This is a genomic window from Neomesorhizobium albiziae (genome assembly GCF_900114255.1).
GTDB classification, from domain to species: Bacteria; Pseudomonadota; Alphaproteobacteria; order Rhizobiales; family Rhizobiaceae; genus Neomesorhizobium; species Neomesorhizobium albiziae.
The window spans coordinates 227,276-243,713 of sequence record NZ_FOSL01000002.1; the positions used below are offsets into that span (position 1 = coordinate 227,276).

Here is a 16,438-nt window from a genome sequence, read left to right on the forward strand (position 1 = left end):
TCGACATCCAAGGCTTAGGCCGCGGCTTTTTCCCTGCTCGCGACAGCATCTTTCAGCGCCTTGATGAGATCCGTCTTCTCCCACGAGAACGACCCGTCGCGCCCGGCCTTGCGGCCAAAGTGACCGTAGGCCGTCGTCTTGGCGTAGATCGGCTTGTTGAGATCGAGATGACGGCGGATGCCCGAAGGCGACAGGTCCATCACCTCGCGCAGCGAGTCCTCCAGCACCGCCTCGTCAACCTTCCCGGTACCATGCAGGTCAACATAGACCGACAGCGGCTGCGCCACGCCGATCGCGTAGGAAAGCTGGATGGTGCAACGGTCGGCGAGCTTGGCCGCGACGACATTCTTGGCGAGGTATCGAGCGGCATAGGCCGCCGAACGATCGACCTTGGTGGTGTCCTTGCCGGAGAACGCACCGCCACCGTGCGGGGCAGCACCACCGTAGGTGTCGACGATGATCTTGCGGCCAGTCAGGCCTGCATCGCCATCCGGGCCGCCGATGACGAACTTGCCGGTCGGGTTGATGTACCAGTTGCAGTCGTTGGCGATCTTGAGATCACCCAGCGCTTCGCGAATGTAAGGCTCGACGACTTTGCGGACCTTTTTCGAATCCCAGCTCTCATCCATATGCTGGGTCGAGAGCACGATCTGCGTCACTTCGGCGGCCTTGCCGTTCTCGTAGCGCACAGTCACCTGGCTCTTGGCGTCCGGCCCCAGCTTGCCTGCCTCGCCCTTGCCTTCGTGGCGGGCGGCGGCCAGCAGTTCAAGCACCTTGTGGGAGTAGTAGATCGGCGCCGGCATCAGATCCGGCGTCTCGTTGCAGGCATATCCGAACATGATGCCCTGGTCGCCGGCACCTTCTTCGCCCTGCTTGTCGGCAGCGTTGTCGACACCTTGCGCGATGTCCGCGGACTGGCCGTGGAGCAGCACATCGATCTTGGCCGTCTTCCAGTGGAAGCCGCTCTGTTCGTAACCGATGGCGCGGATTGCCTTGCGTGCGACCGATTTGAACTTGGCAGGATTGATGATCGGGAAATCTCCCGCGTCGGTCAGGATGGAACCGTCCTTCGCCTTCTTGAGCAGCGTATCGGGCACCCGGACTTCGCCGGCAATCACAACACGGTTCGTCGTCGCCAGCGTCTCGCAGGCAACACGCACGTCCCAGGGGTTCATGCCGGATTTCTTGGCTTCCCTGTAGACGAGATCGACGATTTCATCGGAAATTCGGTCACAAACCTTGTCCGGGTGACCTTCGGAAACGGATTCGCTGGTGAAAAGATAGTTCTGGCGCGCCACGGGTGTCCCCTCTTGAAAGAACCGGCAGCAGCGCCGGATCGGCGCAGACCGTGTAGCGAACCCGGATCGAATTCGTCAAGCTGTCTTTCGAGAACACATACCGTGCCGCCGGCACCGACCGGCGGAAATCCACTCAGCGATCGAGCCGCAGGCGCTCGTTAAGTTTCGATCATTCGTCGTCGTCGGTAGCCAGCGCTTTTACCAGATCGACAACCTTACGTCGCACTTTGGGGTCGTTGATCCGCACAAAAGCCCGGTTGAGCTGAAGGCCTTCGGGGCTGTTGAGGAAATCGACGACGTAGTTTGTCGAGCTGTCTTCGGCCAGTCCACCGGCTTGACCCGCCTCGTGTCCCGGCGCGTCCTCGAAGAAGAAGGCAACCGGCACGCTGAGGATCGAGGCGATCGCTTGCAATCGGCTCGCCCCTACCCGGTTGGTTCCCTTCTCGTACTTCTGGATCTGCTGGAATGTAATACCGAGGCTCTCGCCAAGTTTTTCCTGGCTCATGCCCAGCATGTTGCGGCGAAGCCGTATTCTGCTGCCTACATGAATATCAATCGGATTGGGTTTTTTCTTGTTTTCTAACATTTTTTTCCTCGCCGTTCGAACGGCTTGTTTTGCACTCGTTCCCCTGTTCCGATCGCTTGATCCTGAGCCCCATATATAAAAAGGATACCAAATCGGAAGATGAGTGAACGATACAATATGAATTTCTAATATACACTCTGTCAATTCACCCGTAAGCGTTGTCCTACACGCATTCCGAAAGCCAAAACGGCCAGCCCCAGCACAATGAAGAAGCCGACAAGCCGTGGTTGAAAGAAGCCTACTTCCCGCTGTTCGTAAAACGGCACGGTAACATCCAGCACGCCCGAGGAGTTGATCGCCAGCGCATCGACGACGCGCCCGCGATTATCGATGTAGCCGGAGATACCGGTGTTGGCGGCCCTGACCACCGGTTGACCCCTTTCGACAGCTCGGATCTGCGCTTGTCGGAAGTGCTGATAGGGGCCGGGCGTATCGCCGAACCATGCGTCATTGGTCACGTTGACGATGAGGTCGGACGTTGCGGTGTCGCGTGCAACCATATCCGGGAAGATGATCTCGTAACAGATGAACGGCACGGCGCGGATGCCTTCTCCAAGGTTCACCGCATGACGCTGGCTGCCTGCCGAAAAATCCATCGGGAACTGCACGATCTTCTCGATGCCGAAGCTGGCGAGTATGTCCTGGAATGGAAGATACTCGCCAAACGGCACGAGATGCACCTTGTCGACAGCGTCGACGATCTCGCCTCTATCGTTGATTGCCACGACGGAATTGTAGTAGCGCACATTGCCGCCGGAGACGGCCGCGCCCTCCGCCCGCACTGCACCTGCCATCAGCATCTGGCCGTCGCCAAGCAGATCTCCGATCGCCACCAAGGCGTCCGGACGCTCCGTGAAAAGGAACGGCACCGACGTTTCCGGCCAAAGTATCAGTTGCGGCTTCCTGCCGTCGGCGGCGACCGGAAACGCTGAAAGATCAAGCATTTTCCTGAAGATAACGTCGCGAATGCTGCCGTCCCATTTTTCGGTCTGCAGGATCGACGGCTGCACAACTCTCACGACAAGCGAGCGCGTGGGCGAACCATCCGCCACCGACAATCGCCAATAGCCGTACCCCACATGGGCAGTCACAAGGAAAGCAGCCAGGGCAAGGCCTCCCTTCAGATGCCTGTTCGACGCAAGCAGTGCCGGCATGGCGAAGACCAGCACCGCCAGCGCGTTCATGCCGGTCACCCCAACCACCGATACCGATTGCATGAGCAGCGGGATGGGCATTGCCATGTAGCCGACAGGGTTCCAGGGAAAGCCCGTCAGCACCACCGAGCGCAGCCATTCGGCAAGACCGAAGCCAAATGCCAGCGACGCGATCCGACCAATACCGCCGGTCCAGAACAGTCGCGCGAAAGCGGTCGCCAACCCGTAGAAGATGGCCAGGATCGCTGGCAGCGCCAGAACGGCGAGCGGCAACGCCCAGGCGAAAGCCTCGGCCTCGACCAGCAATGCGCTGCCGATCCACCAGAGGCCAGCGACGAAATAACCGAAGCCGAACCACCAGCCGACCGCGAAGGCAGGAACGAGCCGCTTTAGGAAGCGGGCTGAGGGCTCGACCGTGGCTCCATCAAGCAACCACACCAGCACCGGAAACGAAATGAAACCAACAGCGAAGAAATCGTAAGGCGCCTGGGCAAGCACAGCCAGGGCCCCAGCCAGGAAAGCCACCAGGACACGGCGCCAGCCCCACAGCAATATTATTCGGCCGGCAAGGCGGTCCATGCCCAAATTCCCGAGAATCAACCCCCGAAAGATGTATCAGGATGATGCCAACGCTCCAAACGGATGATGACAGGCCGGATCAGGCCTGCTGTTCACGGACCCGGCGGCGACGTTCGCCCTTGGGATCATGAACGATCCGGACGCGCTTCACCCGGCGCGGATCGGCGTCGAGCACATGGAATTCGAAGCCGGGAATGGCCTGCACGACTTCGCCGCGCGCCGGAACCCGCCCCAGCGTGTTGAAAATCATGCCCCCGATCGTGTCGACATACTCGCCGTGCTCACCCGCCTTGAAGTCTTCACCGATCTTGGCGGCGACGTCGTCGATCTCGGCCTTGGCGTCGACGATGAACACGCCTTCGCCGGCCTGAGTGATCAGCGGTTCGTCGTCATCATGTTCGTCCTCGATGTCGCCGACCACCATCTCGACGATGTCCTCGAGCGAAACCAGGCCGTCGGTGCCGCCATACTCGTCGATCACCAGGGCCATCTGGGTGCGTGCCGCCTGCATGCGCGCCATCAGGTCGGAAGCCAGCATCGAGGGCGGCACAAAGAGCACGTCGCGTATCAGGCTCAACTCGCCAATCGACTTCGTGAGATCCACATTGGCAAGATCGAGTGTTGCGGAACGTTGGGCCGCGGCCTTTGAGGTGCGCCCCTTCTTGGCGCGCGAAAGGCGCGTAATGTGGCCCATGATGTCGCGGATATGGATCATGCCGCGCGGGTCATCCAGGGTTTCGGCATAAACAGGCATGCGCGAGTGCCCCGACTGCTCGAACACGTTCAACAGTTCGCCGAGCGTTGTTGAAATCTCCACTGCCTCGACATCGGCGCGCGGTATCATGACATCTTCGACGCGAACTTCCCGCAATCGCAGGATGTTGTTGAGCATGGCGCGCTCGCCGGGGGAGAACGCGGCTTCGTCCGTGGCGCTTTCGGCAAGGGCGTCGGCCAGATCCTCGCGCAGGTTCGAACCGTTGCGCTGCCTGAAGAGGCCAGCCAACCGCTCGAATAAGGAAGGTCGTTCGGGAGAAGACTGGTCGGCCGTACTCGGACCGTCGTCAGATTGGCCTGAGGCCTTGGATTCGCTCCCCGTTTCGGTAACGGGGGCAGTTTTGATGGTGTCGTTCATCGTGGTCCGGTGAATTGCCGTTTCCTGTTACGCGTAGGGATCGGGAATGGCAAGCCGCGCAAGAGCCCGCCGCTCGACCGCTTCCATCTCCTCCGCCTCAGCTTCGGTCTCATGATCATAGCCCATAAGGTGCAGAAGGCCATGAACAATAAGGTGTGTCAGATGGTGCTGGAACGGCTTTTCTTCCAGAGTCGCCTCACGGGCGATGGTTTCGGCGGCCAGGATGATATCGCCCAGCATGGGCGGCAGCGGTCCGCCGCGCTGCGACGGAAACGCCGGGAACGAAAGCACGTTGGTGGGCTTGTCCTTGTCCCGCCAGCCGGCGTTCAGCTTACGGATGTGGGCGTCGTCAGTGAAGACGAGGCTCAATTCGCTCGGTACTGCCTCGATGCCCGTTTCGGCGAAGGCGGCGGCGATCGCCCGGCGCGCCAGCACGCCGAGAGTGGCTTCGGCAGGCCAGTCACCCGCTTCGACCCAAATATCGATTTCGAGCGGCTCTGTTTCCGCCAACCCGATTTCGAGCGCGGGCACGCCGCCAACAGCATCCTTCATGGCGTTTTGCCGGCCAATTCCCAGATCATCCCGCTCCGCGCGCCTTCTTGCCATCGCGGTCGTAAGCCTGGACGATTTCAGCGACGAGCGGATGACGCACCACGTCCGTCTCGTTGAAGCGCACCGTTACAATGCCCGGCACGCCATCGAGGATACGCAGCGCCTCGACCAGCCCGGACTTGGTGTTGGGCGGCAGGTCGATCTGGGTGGGATCGCCGGTGACGATCATCCGGGCGTTTTCGCCGAGCCGGGTCAGGAACATCTTCATCTGCATCGGCGTGGTGTTCTGCGCCTCGTCCAGGATGACCGCGGCGTGCGCCAGCGTGCGGCCGCGCATGAACGCCAGCGGCGCGATCTCGATCACCTCGGCGGCGATGGCGCGCTCGACCTTGTCGGCCGGCATCATGTCGTAGAGCGCGTCGTAAAGCGGCCGAAGGTAAGGATCGACCTTCTCCTTCATGTCGCCCGGCAGGAAACCCAGCCGCTCACCGGCCTCGACCGCAGGGCGCGAAAGCACGATGCGTTCGACCAGCCCGCGTTCCAAAAGCATCGCGGCGTAGGCGACCGCCAGGTAGGTCTTGCCTGTGCCTGCCGGGCCGATGCCGAACACCAGCTCCGAGCGCTCCAGCGCCCGCATATAGGCGTCCTGGTTGAGCGAGCGGGCATAGATGGTGCGCTTGCGCGTGGCGATCTGCGCGGCGGCCATCTTGCCCTTGCGCTCCAGCGTCGGCAGCGTCAACTGGTCGTCGGCGGCAATCGCCATGCGCACGGCGCCGTCTACATCCGACTGCCCGATCTCGGCGCCTTTCTGCAGGATGCCGTAGAGGTGGTCGAGCGCGCGCCGCGCCTGTTCGGCGGATGACGCATTGCCCTTGATGGTGAGCTGGTTGCCCCGCGAGCGGATATCGACGCCGAGCTTCTGTTCCAGACGCGCCAGATTCTCATCGAACTGGCCATAGAGCGAACTCGCCAGCTTGTTGTTGTCGAAGGTGAGAACGATGTGCGCCATGTCCGATGCCCCGGAGGGCACGTTCTTCAATTCCGTGGTGGCGCTCAACCGTCTCTCCTCGATTTGCCGCCGGCGCTCAATCAGCCCGGCTCGGCGAACAGGCTTGCGGGGCCTGCTTTGATGATTCGCACCTTGATAATGTCACCGATTTCACCGGCCTTTTCATCAACAATAACCGGCTGCAGCCAGGGCGACCGTCCTACCCGCTGGCCAGGCTGCCGGCCGGGCTTCTCGATCAGCAGATCCATGGTCTTGCCGACCGAACCAACGGTAAAGTCGCGCTGATGTTCCGCAAGCAGCGCCTGCAGGCGTTGCAGACGCTCGTCCTTCACATCCTCGGCCACATGACCGGCCATGTCCGCGCCCGGCGTGCCGGGGCGCGGCGAATATTTGAACGAGAAGGCCTGCGCGTAGCGAACCTGCCGGACCATGGCCAGCGTCGCCTCGAAATCCGCTTCCGTTTCGCCGGGGAAGCCGACGATGAAATCGCCCGACATGGCGATGTCCGGTCGCGCCTCGCGGATGCGGTCGATCAGCCGGAGGTAGTCGTCGCCGGTGTGACGCCGGTTCATCGCCTTCAGGATGCGATCCGAACCGGACTGGACCGGCAGATGCAGGTAGGGCATCACAGCCGGCAGGTCGCGATGCGCGGCAATCAGTTCGTCGTCCATGTCGCGCGGGTGGCTGGTGGTGTAGCGCAGCCGGGCCAGGCCCGGGATTTCGGCAAGGCGGAACAGCAGACGGCCGAGGCCCCATTCGCTGCCGTCCGGCCCCTCGCCATGCCAGGCGTTGACGTTCTGTCCGAGCAGCGTCAGTTCGCGCACCCCCGCCGCAGCCAGCTTTTCGGCCTCGGCGACGATCTGCGCCACCGGACGGGAAACTTCGGAGCCGCGCGTATAGGGCACCACGCAGAAGGTGCAGAACTTGTCGCAGCCTTCCTGAACGGTGAGGAACGCGGTCATGCCACGGCCGATGATCTCGCTGCGCTTCGGCTGCGGCAGATGTTCGAACTTGTCCTCGATCGCGTAGTCGGTTTCGACGACCTTTTCGCCGCCGCGCACTTTTTTCAGCGCGTCCGGCAGGCGGTGATAGGTCTGCGGTCCGATGACAAGATCGACCACCGGCGCGCGCCGCAGGATCTCGCGGCCTTCGGCTTGAGCCACGCAACCGGCAATGCCGATCATCATCTCGCGACCGTGTTCAGCACGTTCGGCCTTGATCTTCCGCAACCTTCCGAGCTGCGAATAGACCTTTTCGGCAGCTTTTTCGCGGATATGGCAGGTGTTGATCAGCACCAGATCGGCATCGTCGACTGTTTCAGTCGCCACATAGCCGTCGGCCGACAGCGCATCGCTCATGCGCTGCGAGTCGTAGATGTTCATCTGGCAGCCATAGGTCTTCAGGAAGACCTTCTTCGGCGCGGAGGGCTTTTCAGCGGAGCCCAGCGGCGCGGCCGGCGCCATTTCTTCGGCGAGTTCGTTCAATTCCATGCGGCGGCTTTTAGCGCTTCCCGATGACAAAAAACAGACGGTTTCGCTGTTTCCTGTTTCATCGGGCGCGCTGGCGGGTCTGCAGCGCCTCGGTCATCATGGCGCGCACCTGCCGCTCGACCCGCCGGGTGACCTGCTTGCGGTCGCTTGCGGCTGTGAATTCCATCGGTTCGCCGAACTGCACCTCGACGTCCATCGCACCCTCTCGCAACAGCATCATCAGGTGCGGGACAAGATCGGCATCGCCGATCCAGGAGGCCACGACGCGATGCTGGCGCCCCATCGGCATGCCGTGCAGCTTGGTGTAGGCGATCGCCACCGGCTGGATAAAGACGGTTTCGGCATTGCCATGGCCAAGCGCGAGCCGCGCTGCCCCAAACAGCGTGCTCTTGAACGGCAGGAGATGATTGCCGTCGCCGGTGCTGCCTTCGGCGAACAGAACCACGACATCGTTGCCGGCCAGGCGGCCGGCGATTTCGCCGGCCTGGTCGCCGGACTTGCCCTTGCGGTCACGCTCCACGAAGACGGTGCGCTGGAGTTTGGCCAGCGCTCCGAAAACCGGCCAGCCGGCAACATCCGACTTGGCGATGAAGGCAACGTCGGCCAGCGAACCGACGACCATGACGTCGGTCCATGAAATATGGTTGGACGCGATCAACAGAGGGCGCTGCGTGGCGATCTGCCCGCGCACATGGACGCGCAGGCCAAGCACCTTGACCACCACCCCATGCCACCAGCGCGGCAGCGTGCCCGGCTTGAGAAACAGCCCGGTCTTCAGCACGAGCATCTGCAAGGGCGCCATGACCAGCGTCGCTACGACAAACAGCAGCAAGGTGATCCATATCCGGATGGAACCGATCATGCCGACACCGGGCTCCTCCGCCTGCGAATTTCGCTAAAGAAGATCACGCCGCATGACAAGCGCATTGGCCTTCCGGTTGTCGGCGGACTGGTAATAGGCCGGCCGCTTGCCGACCTCATGAAAACCGAGCCGGCGATAGAGCGCGATTGCCGGCGCATTGGTCTCGTCGACTTCGAGAAACAGCGCCTCGGCGCGCTGCGCATGCAGCCGGCGCAGGACGGCGTCCATCAGCTGCCGCCCAAGGCCCTGGCGGCGATGCGGCCTCGAAACGGCGACGGTCAGGATTTCCGCTTCGCCAGCCGCCAGCCGCGCCAGCACGAAGCCGACCGGCCCTGCCCTGCCCTTGCCCGTTTCGAAGGCAGCGAAGCCGAACACCGTGTTCTGGGCAAGCAGGTCGGCAAACTCTGCGCCGGTCCATGGGCGGATGAAGTCCTCGCGGTGCAGAACCGCGAGTGAGGCGCTGTGGCTGCGCGCCAGCGGCAGGATCGCATAGTCCCTGGGGCGCGCCGACATGAAAGGAAGCCGCATCAGCCGCCACTCCTCGGCAGGATCAGACCCGCCTGGGGCTTGGCATCCGGTTCGCGCAGATAGACCGGCTTTGGCTTTTCGCCATGCGGGTCCATGGCCAGGGCCAATCCGGCATAGATACCGATATCGGCGGTGGCCGCGTGAGACCCAAGGTCAAAAATGTCCGGTGCGGCGGCTTGCGCGACCATGGCTGCCGCGGAGCCGGCAAGCAGCGGGCGGTATTTCCGGGCCAGAACGGTCGCATCCTGCAGATTGATCACCGCGGGAGCGTACAGGATTTTCCCGAATTCGTCGTAGACAGCCGCGTAGAGTTCCTCGCGGCGCGCATCGATCGCCACCATGATCGCGCGCCCTGGAAATCCCTCGCGGGCCTCTGTGGCAATCGCCTCCAGTGTGGTGACGCCGGTTGCGGGGATTTTCAGCGCCAGCGCCAAGCCTCGCGCGGTCGCGACACCGACGCGCACGCCGGTGAAGGAGCCCGGACCGGTGCATACCGCGATACGGCCAAGACCATTGTAATCGACGTTCGAGGCTTTCAAGGTTTCCTCGATAATGCCGATCAGCAGCTCGGCATGGCCCTTGCCGATGTCGCGCACGACACGGCCGAGTTCGCGGCCAGTCTCGGTGTCGACCACGCAGGCGGCGCAGAGGTTGGCCGACGTGTCGATGGCGAGCAGGTTCATGGTCGGCGCTCGAAGGCAAGGCGGAAGGCAAATGCCCTACGTTGCCCCCCTCTGTCCTGCCGGACATCTCCCCCAGAAGGGGGGAGATTGGCCTTCATTTTCGATTTTACCGATCTCAAACGTTGCAAAGACTGAAGCGACCAAGCGGACGGCTGATCTCCCCCCTTGTGGGGGAGATGTCCGGCAGGACAGAGGGGGGCAACGTAGGGCGCCATCTATCGAACAATCCGCGCGGCTCTCGCCGCGATCCTATTTCGCTATCTGCGCCTTCAGTTCCAGCCGCCGCTGGTGCAGCACTGGCTCGGTATAGCCGTTGGGCTGCGCGCGGCCCTGCAGGACGAGATCGCAAGCGGCGTGGAAGGCGATCGAGTTCTCGAAATCTGGCGCCATCGGCCGATAGAGCGGGTCGCCCTCGTTCTGGCGGTCGACGATCGCCGCCATGCGCTTCATCGTTTCCATCACCTGGTCTCTGCTGCAGACGCCGTGATGCAGCCAGTTCGCCATATGCTGGGCGGAAATGCGAAGCGTGGCGCGGTCTTCCATCAGGCCGACATCGTTGATGTCCGGTACTTTGGAGCAGCCGACGCCCTGGTCGATCCAGCGCACGACATAACCCAGGATGCCCTGCGCGTTGTTGTCGAGCTCCTTCTGGATCTCTTCCGGCGTCCAGTTGGGACGCACCGCGACCGGGATGGAGAGGATATCGTCGAGCTTCGCCTTCGGACGGTTCTTGAAGCCTTCCTGCACGGCGTGGACGTCGACCTTGTGGTAATGCGTGGCGTGCAGGGTGGCGGCGGTCGGCGATGGCACCCAGGCGGTGTTGGCGCCAGCCCTGGGGTGGGCGATCTTCTGTTCCAGCATCGCCGCCATCAGGTCCGGCATCGCCCACATGCCCTTGCCGATCTGGGCGTGGCCGGCGAGCCCGCATTCCAGCCCGGTGTCGACATTCCACGCCTCGTAAGCAGAAATCCAGGCGGCCTGCTTCATGTCGCCCTTGCGGATCATCGGGCCGGCTTCCATCGAAGTATGCATCTCGTCGCCGGTGCGGTCGAGGAAACCCGTATTGATGAAGACCACCCGCTCCTTTGCAGCGCGAATGCATTCCTTGAGGTTGACCGTGGTGCGGCGCTCCTCGTCCATGATGCCCATCTTGAGGGTGTTGGGCGCCATGCCGAGCGCGGCCTCGACGCGGCCGAAGAGCTCGGCTGCGAATGCCACCTCGTCCGGCCCATGCATCTTCGGCTTGACGATATAGACCGAACCGGCGCGGGAGTTGGCGCCGCGGCCATTGGGGCCGACATCGTGCAGCGCGATCAGGCTGGTGATCGCGGCATCCATGATGCCTTCCGGCACCTCGTTGCCGTCGCGGTCGAGGATCGCCGGATTGGTCATCAGGTGGCCGACATTCCTGACCAGCATCAGCGAGCGGCATTTCACCACGAAGTTCGTGCCATCCGGCGCGTTGTAGTCGAGATCCGGGTTGAGCTTGCGGACAAAGGTCTTGCCGCCCTTTGCAACCTCTTCCTCCAGATCGCCCTTCATCAGGCCAAGCCAGTTGCGGTAGACGGCAACCTTGTCTGCGGCGTCGACAGCGGCGACGGAATCCTCGCAGTCCTGGATGGTGGTCAGTGCTGCTTCCAGCCAGACATCGGAAATGTGGGCGGAATCGTTCTTGCCAATGGTCGAACTGGCATCGACCAGCACTTCGATATGCAGACCGTTGTTCACCAAAAGTATCTGGACCGGCGCCGCCGCATCCCCGAGATAACCGGCGAACTGTTCGGGGCGCGCGAGCCCCGTCTTGCGGCCGGCATCGAGCGCCACCACCAGCTTGGCGTTTTCAACCGAAAAACCCCTGGCATCCTGCCATTTTGCGCCGTCGAGCGGCGTTGCTTCGTCGAGAAAATTCTTCGCCCAGGCGATGACTTTTTCACCGCGCTTCGGATTGTACCCGTTGCCCTTCTCCGCGCCATCCGTCTCGGGAATAGCGTCGGTGCCGTAGAGCGCGTCATAGAGCGAGCCCCAGCGCGCATTGGCGGCGTTCAAGGCATAGCGCGCGTTCATGACCGGAACGACGAGCTGCGGGCCGGCGATGGTAGCGATTTCCGGATCGACGTTCTTAGTGGTGACCGTGAAGGCCGGGCCTTCATCCTGGAGATAGCCGATGTCTTTCAGGAACGCCTTGTAGACGCCCATGTCGGACGGCGCGCCATTGGCGCGGTGCCAGGCGTCGATCTTTTCCTGCAATTCATCGCGCTTGCCCAGCAATGCGCGGTTTTTTGGTGCAAGATCGTGGACGATCGCCGAAAACGCCTGCCAGAACGCCTGTTCGTCGACACCGGTGCCGGGCAAAACATCCTTCGATACGAAGTCGCCGAGCTGCCGCGCCACTTTCAAACCGGCAAGGTCGATGCGATCAGTCATGCGTCAAGTCTCCAGGAAATCCAGACCAGTGGAGCGAATTTGACATTTGAACCCCGCTTGAGGGAGAACTCGATATCAAATGTCAAATTCAAAGCTCCACTAAAATCAAACATTTAGCTAGTGGTCCTTTGATTCCGACATTTGCTCGAACGCTAACCCCACGGAATGCAAATGTCGGAATCGGATCACTAGGGAAGTAAATTGTCCGGGCGTTTGGCATGTCGCGCAGCGGGGGTCAATTCATCGTAAGTTTCATGGGGAAGGCCAATTCCCGCCAATACAGGTCCCCGGTGGCGACAGGGATGGATTTCCCGAGAACGTCAGACAGCAATCCGTGGCCGCCCGGTCGCAACCGCCACCACGTGCGCGGCCACGAAGGTGCGTTGTCCCTCGACGGTCGCAGTGTTCAAGTCGCGCGCTACTTCGATCTCGGCCGCATCGGTGCCTGCCGCCAGCGCCCGGTTGGAGGCGATATCGCGGACGTGCTTTTCGGCATAGTCCATGGCAGCCGTTTCGCTGGTGAAATCGCGCACGGTATCGCCTACCGAGACGCGGAACAGGCCTTCCTTGGGCTGCGCGACCTCAGCTTCCGCGGTGACGCGCACCTGACCGACCACGGCGCCCAGCGCATTGGCGACATCTGTATCCTCAGGTACGACGCAGCCGTTGCCGACGAGCGGCGGCAGGCCGGCATAGTGAAGCGGCGCCGACGCGCCGAGGCCGATCACAGGCCGGTCGAGCGCCACGGTGAGGCGGGCGATGCCGGCATGGGCATCGACGGCGCGCTGGACCAGCGCGTGGGCAACGGTCGCCGCGCCGTCGAGGCCATCCTCGGCGAAGGCGGTTTCCAGAATGACTTCCGCCGACCAGCGGGTGAGCGCGGAGAGCACCCGTTCGGACAGCGCCTCCGGCGTCGAAGCGATGGGCTGTCCGCGGCCGTCGCGCTTGCGGGCGAAGAGCTCGGCGCCGAGGCGCGCCGTCTCGGCATTCCAGTTGGCCTGCCTGCCCAGCGTGTGGGCGGCATCCGACGGCGTGAAACCGCAGACATGCACCAGCCCGCGCGACACCAGCCGGTTGAGCGTGGCGTTCTGCGCGGTGGAGGTGAGCAGCGTGTCGAGCGGCAGCGGCACCGGGCCGATCAGGTCGTAGAGCTTCGCCTCGGGGCCGGTGAGGCCGGCTGCGAGGCGCTCCGGCACGCCAGTGCGGACGGCGAAACGGCCATCCATGCGGCCGGGATTGGGCGCGCGGAGCTGACGCTCCAGCTCACCGACGACCGCGTCGCGGTGGGCAACGCCGGCCAGCGCCAGCGGCACCAGGCGGCGCGGACCGAGCAGGATCCTGGGGCTGAGGCCGCCATCCTCGAGCGCGACCTCGGAATCGCCGCCGAGGCCGAAGGTGCGCATGGCGACGGCCTCGACCATAGTGCGGAAACCGCCGACGGTGGCGCCCTCCGGATCGAGACGCGGACGGCCATGATCGAGCACCGCGACGTCGGTGGTGGTGCCGCCGATGTCGGAGACAACGGCATTGTCGAGGCCGGTCATATGGCGGGCGCCGACCAGGCTGGCGGCGGGACCCGACAGGATGGTCTCGATGGGTCTGGCGCGGGCGAATGCCGCAGAAACAAGGGCGCCGTCTCCGCGCACCACCATGAGCGGCGCTTTTATCTCCCGCGCGGCCAAAAACCCTTCCGTCGCCGCCACCAGGCGGTCGATCATCGAAATCAGGCGGGCGTTGAGCAGCGTGGTGAGGGCGCGGCGCGGACCGCCGAGCTTGGCCGAAAGCTCGTGGCTGGCGGTGACCGGCAGGCCGGTCCTTTCGCGGATCAGGTCGCGGGCGGCAATCTCGTGGCCCGGATTGCGGGTGGCGAAATAGGCGCAGACCGCGAAACCGGAGACCGAAGCGGCGAGTTCCGGCAAGGCCGCTTCCAGCGCTTCGAGGTGAAGCGGGTGGGCGTTGCCGTGGACATCGTGGCCGCCCGGCAGGAAGATAACCGGATCGGTGCCGAGGGCGGCGCGCAAGCCGTCGCGGGCGAGATCTCCTTCGGAAAAGCCGATCATCACCAGCGCCACGCGGCCGCCCTGGCCCTCGACAAGGGCGTTGGTGGCGAGCGTGGTCGACATGGAGGCAAGCTTGATCGCCGCCGGGTCGACGCCCGCCTTTTGGAGCACCGCGTCGACGGCGCCGGAAATACCGACCGCCAGATCGTGGCGGGTGGTCAAGGCCTTGGCCTTGGCGAGCACCTGTCCGCGCGGCCCGCCGGCCTGCGACCAGAGCACGGCATCCGTGTAGGTGCCGCCGGTGTCTATGCCCAGGAAGAGCGGCGAAGTCTTGGTGTTCATTCTACTGGCGTTCCGGCGGGCCTGGATTGGTTTGGGTGCCTGCCCTTAGCCCATCGACGCAAGCGGCGAAAGGCGCTGAGGCGACGTCGGCTTGCGCCAGGCTGCTTCGCGGGGATGACCCAGGGTTTTTGCCGGGTGGATAAAAAATCGTCGGGCGCGCGCGACGAACGGAAAACATCCCATCGAAACAGAGGCTTGGCGGACATTGGCCCGGCCGGCCGGCTGAAACCTGTTCACTCCCAATCAAAACGGTCGCAAATAGCCATATTCAGCCACGCTCCCGTTGACAATCCAGCGTATTTCACGCCGACCCGTGCGAGCTGCGCTGTGCGTCTGCTACACCTGCTCTTCCAGTTCCCGGGTGAGCGGCTTGATCGAAGGGTCGAGCGGCTCGGCCGACTGCTCGACCACGGGCACCTCGGCGCGCGGCAGCGTATGCGGCGTGGAGGCGCAGCCAACGAGGACAGCGAGGACAAGCAGAGGAATGGCGCGGACGATCATGCGATGCGGTTAGGGGCGGCGTGTGGCGGGATCAGGGCGGGCATCAGCGAACGAGATCTATGGTGGCGGTGGACTTGGCGACGCAGACCGCGCAGCAATCGGTGCAGTCGAGGTCGTTCTTCGGCCCGACGCCGAACGAGATGCGGTCGTCGGCGAACACCCAGGCGCCGTAGCAGATCGTCTCGCCCTCGGTACAGGCGATCGGCACCGACTTCTGCGATCTTCCCTCGAGCAGATAGACCTGATCGCCGCCCGGCCAGACATTTTTCTCGCCGTGCAGCTCGACCGCCACGTCGCGCGCATGCGGGTTCTTCATGAAGAACGCCATGTCGGCGGCATTAGCCGGTGTGGCAAGCAGCAGAAAGACCAAAAGAGCGCGAATCATCAGGGGGTGTCCCGGTGGGTGGGACGATGCTTATGGCACGGATGGGGATCAAAGGTTTCGGTGAAATAGCGAAAGGAGCCAGGCAATGCCCTCTGCAAACCTGCCTGTGGCGGCTCTCCGCCTGCCCCGGGGAGAGGATGGACACCGCAGCAAAATTCCGCACTGCAACACCCAAATGGGTGACGACACGCCGCCGGCTTTTCCGCTCTGATGCAAACGGGTCGGGGGACCCGTTTGGAATGCAGGCATGCAGCGAGCGCATACCCAGGTGGCCGCCGGTATCGGCGTCGCACCGCTCCTGGCCTGGCATTCGGACAGCGCGGGGACGGGCTCGGTCCGCTCTAACCGGCGAACCTCACCGGCTCCGCGCGCGTCCGCCTCCGTTTCCGTCGGGGGCGGACGTTTTTCCGGGGCACGCATGCGAGGAGGAAGCTTCTCGCATGCGGCAGCGGTTTCTCCCGCCCTTCGGCAAGCCCGCAAGGTGGAAGAAGAGGCGGAGATGTTTGCCCCCTCTCCGCCTCGCTGGGCGAGGCGTCTCTCCACAGGCAATCGCATGTGACCGGTCGACCCTACCCCCGCAAAGAGCCAAGGCAATCGTATATAGGTTCTGTCTTCCCCCACTCCGGCCCTTCGGGCCACCTCTCCCCCCTCCGGAGGGAGAGGAAGGGAGCCCCGGCATGGCGGCCGGCGCTTCCTCTCCCCCGTCGATCGGGGGAGAGGTGGTTTGCAAAGCAAACCGGAGTGGGGGTCGACCACTCATATGCGATTGCCCCTGCCCCTTCCGGAGGGGATGGCGCGGATGGTCATCGATTTGTGTTTGGGAGCTCTACGCCGCCCCTCATCCGCCCCTAACGGGGCACCTTCTCCCCGTGAACGGGGAGAAGGAGGAGGCGGGACAGCGCCCCCTCTGTCC

At 63.4% G+C, this 16,438-nt stretch carries 14 protein-coding genes; all 14 read right to left on the minus strand.

The features are described 5' to 3' along the window. Nucleotides 1-14 precede the first annotated feature (14 nt). The gene (gene metK / locus F3H98_RS04680) at nucleotides 15-1,298 is read right to left on the minus strand and encodes a methionine adenosyltransferase (RefSeq protein WP_149758822.1); all 1,284 of its coding nucleotides are present in this window, start codon (nucleotides 1,296-1,298) and stop codon (nucleotides 15-17) included. Nucleotides 1,299-1,467: 169 nt separating this feature from the next. Further along, on the minus strand, nucleotides 1,468-1,884 hold the full coding sequence (locus tag F3H98_RS04685; RefSeq protein WP_149758824.1) for a helix-turn-helix domain-containing protein: 417 nt from the start codon (nucleotides 1,882-1,884) through the stop codon (nucleotides 1,468-1,470). 140 nt (nucleotides 1,885-2,024) lie between these two features. Beyond that, a complete protein-coding gene (gene lnt, locus F3H98_RS04690; protein ID WP_149758826.1) occupies nucleotides 2,025-3,617 on the minus strand; it encodes an apolipoprotein N-acyltransferase in 1,593 nt (530 codons plus the stop codon). 79 nt (nucleotides 3,618-3,696) lie between these two features. Further along, on the minus strand, nucleotides 3,697-4,749 hold the full coding sequence (locus F3H98_RS04695) for a hemolysin family protein (RefSeq protein WP_149758828.1): 1,053 nt from the start codon (nucleotides 4,747-4,749) through the stop codon (nucleotides 3,697-3,699). Nucleotides 4,750-4,776: 27 nt separating this feature from the next. Then, complete coding sequence (ybeY, locus tag F3H98_RS04700) at nucleotides 4,777-5,301, minus strand: rRNA maturation RNase YbeY (RefSeq protein ID WP_149758830.1); 525 nt, start codon at nucleotides 5,299-5,301, stop codon at nucleotides 4,777-4,779. A gap of 25 nt (nucleotides 5,302-5,326) precedes the next feature. Then, nucleotides 5,327-6,310 (minus strand): PhoH family protein, encoded by a 984-nt coding sequence (locus tag F3H98_RS04705; protein WP_149759294.1) that lies wholly within the window; start codon nucleotides 6,308-6,310, stop codon nucleotides 5,327-5,329. A gap of 80 nt (nucleotides 6,311-6,390) precedes the next feature. Then, a complete protein-coding gene (gene miaB, locus F3H98_RS04710; protein ID WP_149758832.1) occupies nucleotides 6,391-7,800 on the minus strand; it encodes a tRNA (N6-isopentenyl adenosine(37)-C2)-methylthiotransferase MiaB in 1,410 nt (469 codons plus the stop codon). Between the two features lie 58 nt (nucleotides 7,801-7,858). Beyond that, nucleotides 7,859-8,662 carry a lyso-ornithine lipid O-acyltransferase gene (olsA, locus tag F3H98_RS04715; RefSeq protein WP_149758834.1) on the minus strand — a complete coding sequence of 268 codons (804 nt, stop codon included), beginning with the start codon at nucleotides 8,660-8,662 and terminating at the stop codon, nucleotides 7,859-7,861. 33 nt (nucleotides 8,663-8,695) lie between these two features. Then, on the minus strand, nucleotides 8,696-9,190 hold the full coding sequence (rimI, locus tag F3H98_RS04720; protein WP_149758836.1) for a ribosomal protein S18-alanine N-acetyltransferase: 495 nt from the start codon (nucleotides 9,188-9,190) through the stop codon (nucleotides 8,696-8,698). Beyond that, nucleotides 9,190-9,873 carry a tRNA (adenosine(37)-N6)-threonylcarbamoyltransferase complex dimerization subunit type 1 TsaB gene (gene tsaB, locus F3H98_RS04725; protein WP_149758839.1) on the minus strand — a complete coding sequence of 228 codons (684 nt, stop codon included), beginning with the start codon at nucleotides 9,871-9,873 and terminating at the stop codon, nucleotides 9,190-9,192. Before tsaB ends, rimI begins: the two co-directional genes overlap by 1 nt. Nucleotides 9,874-10,122: 249 nt before the next feature. Further along, nucleotides 10,123-12,297: a malate synthase G gene (locus F3H98_RS04730; RefSeq protein ID WP_149758841.1), complete on the minus strand. Its 2,175-nt coding sequence runs from the start codon at nucleotides 12,295-12,297 to the stop codon at nucleotides 10,123-10,125. 320 nt (nucleotides 12,298-12,617) lie between these two features. Then, entirely contained in the window at nucleotides 12,618-14,639 is a 2,022-nt protein-coding gene (locus F3H98_RS04735) for a hydantoinase/oxoprolinase N-terminal domain-containing protein (protein WP_149758843.1), read from the minus strand. 336 nt (nucleotides 14,640-14,975) lie between these two features. Continuing rightward, nucleotides 14,976-15,140: a hypothetical protein gene (locus F3H98_RS30975; RefSeq protein WP_188130328.1), complete on the minus strand. Its 165-nt coding sequence runs from the start codon at nucleotides 15,138-15,140 to the stop codon at nucleotides 14,976-14,978. A 43-nt stretch (nucleotides 15,141-15,183) separates the two neighbouring features. Next, nucleotides 15,184-15,525 carry a hypothetical protein gene (locus F3H98_RS04740; protein ID WP_149758845.1) on the minus strand — a complete coding sequence of 114 codons (342 nt, stop codon included), beginning with the start codon at nucleotides 15,523-15,525 and terminating at the stop codon, nucleotides 15,184-15,186. Between the last annotated feature and the right edge of the window lie 913 nt (nucleotides 15,526-16,438).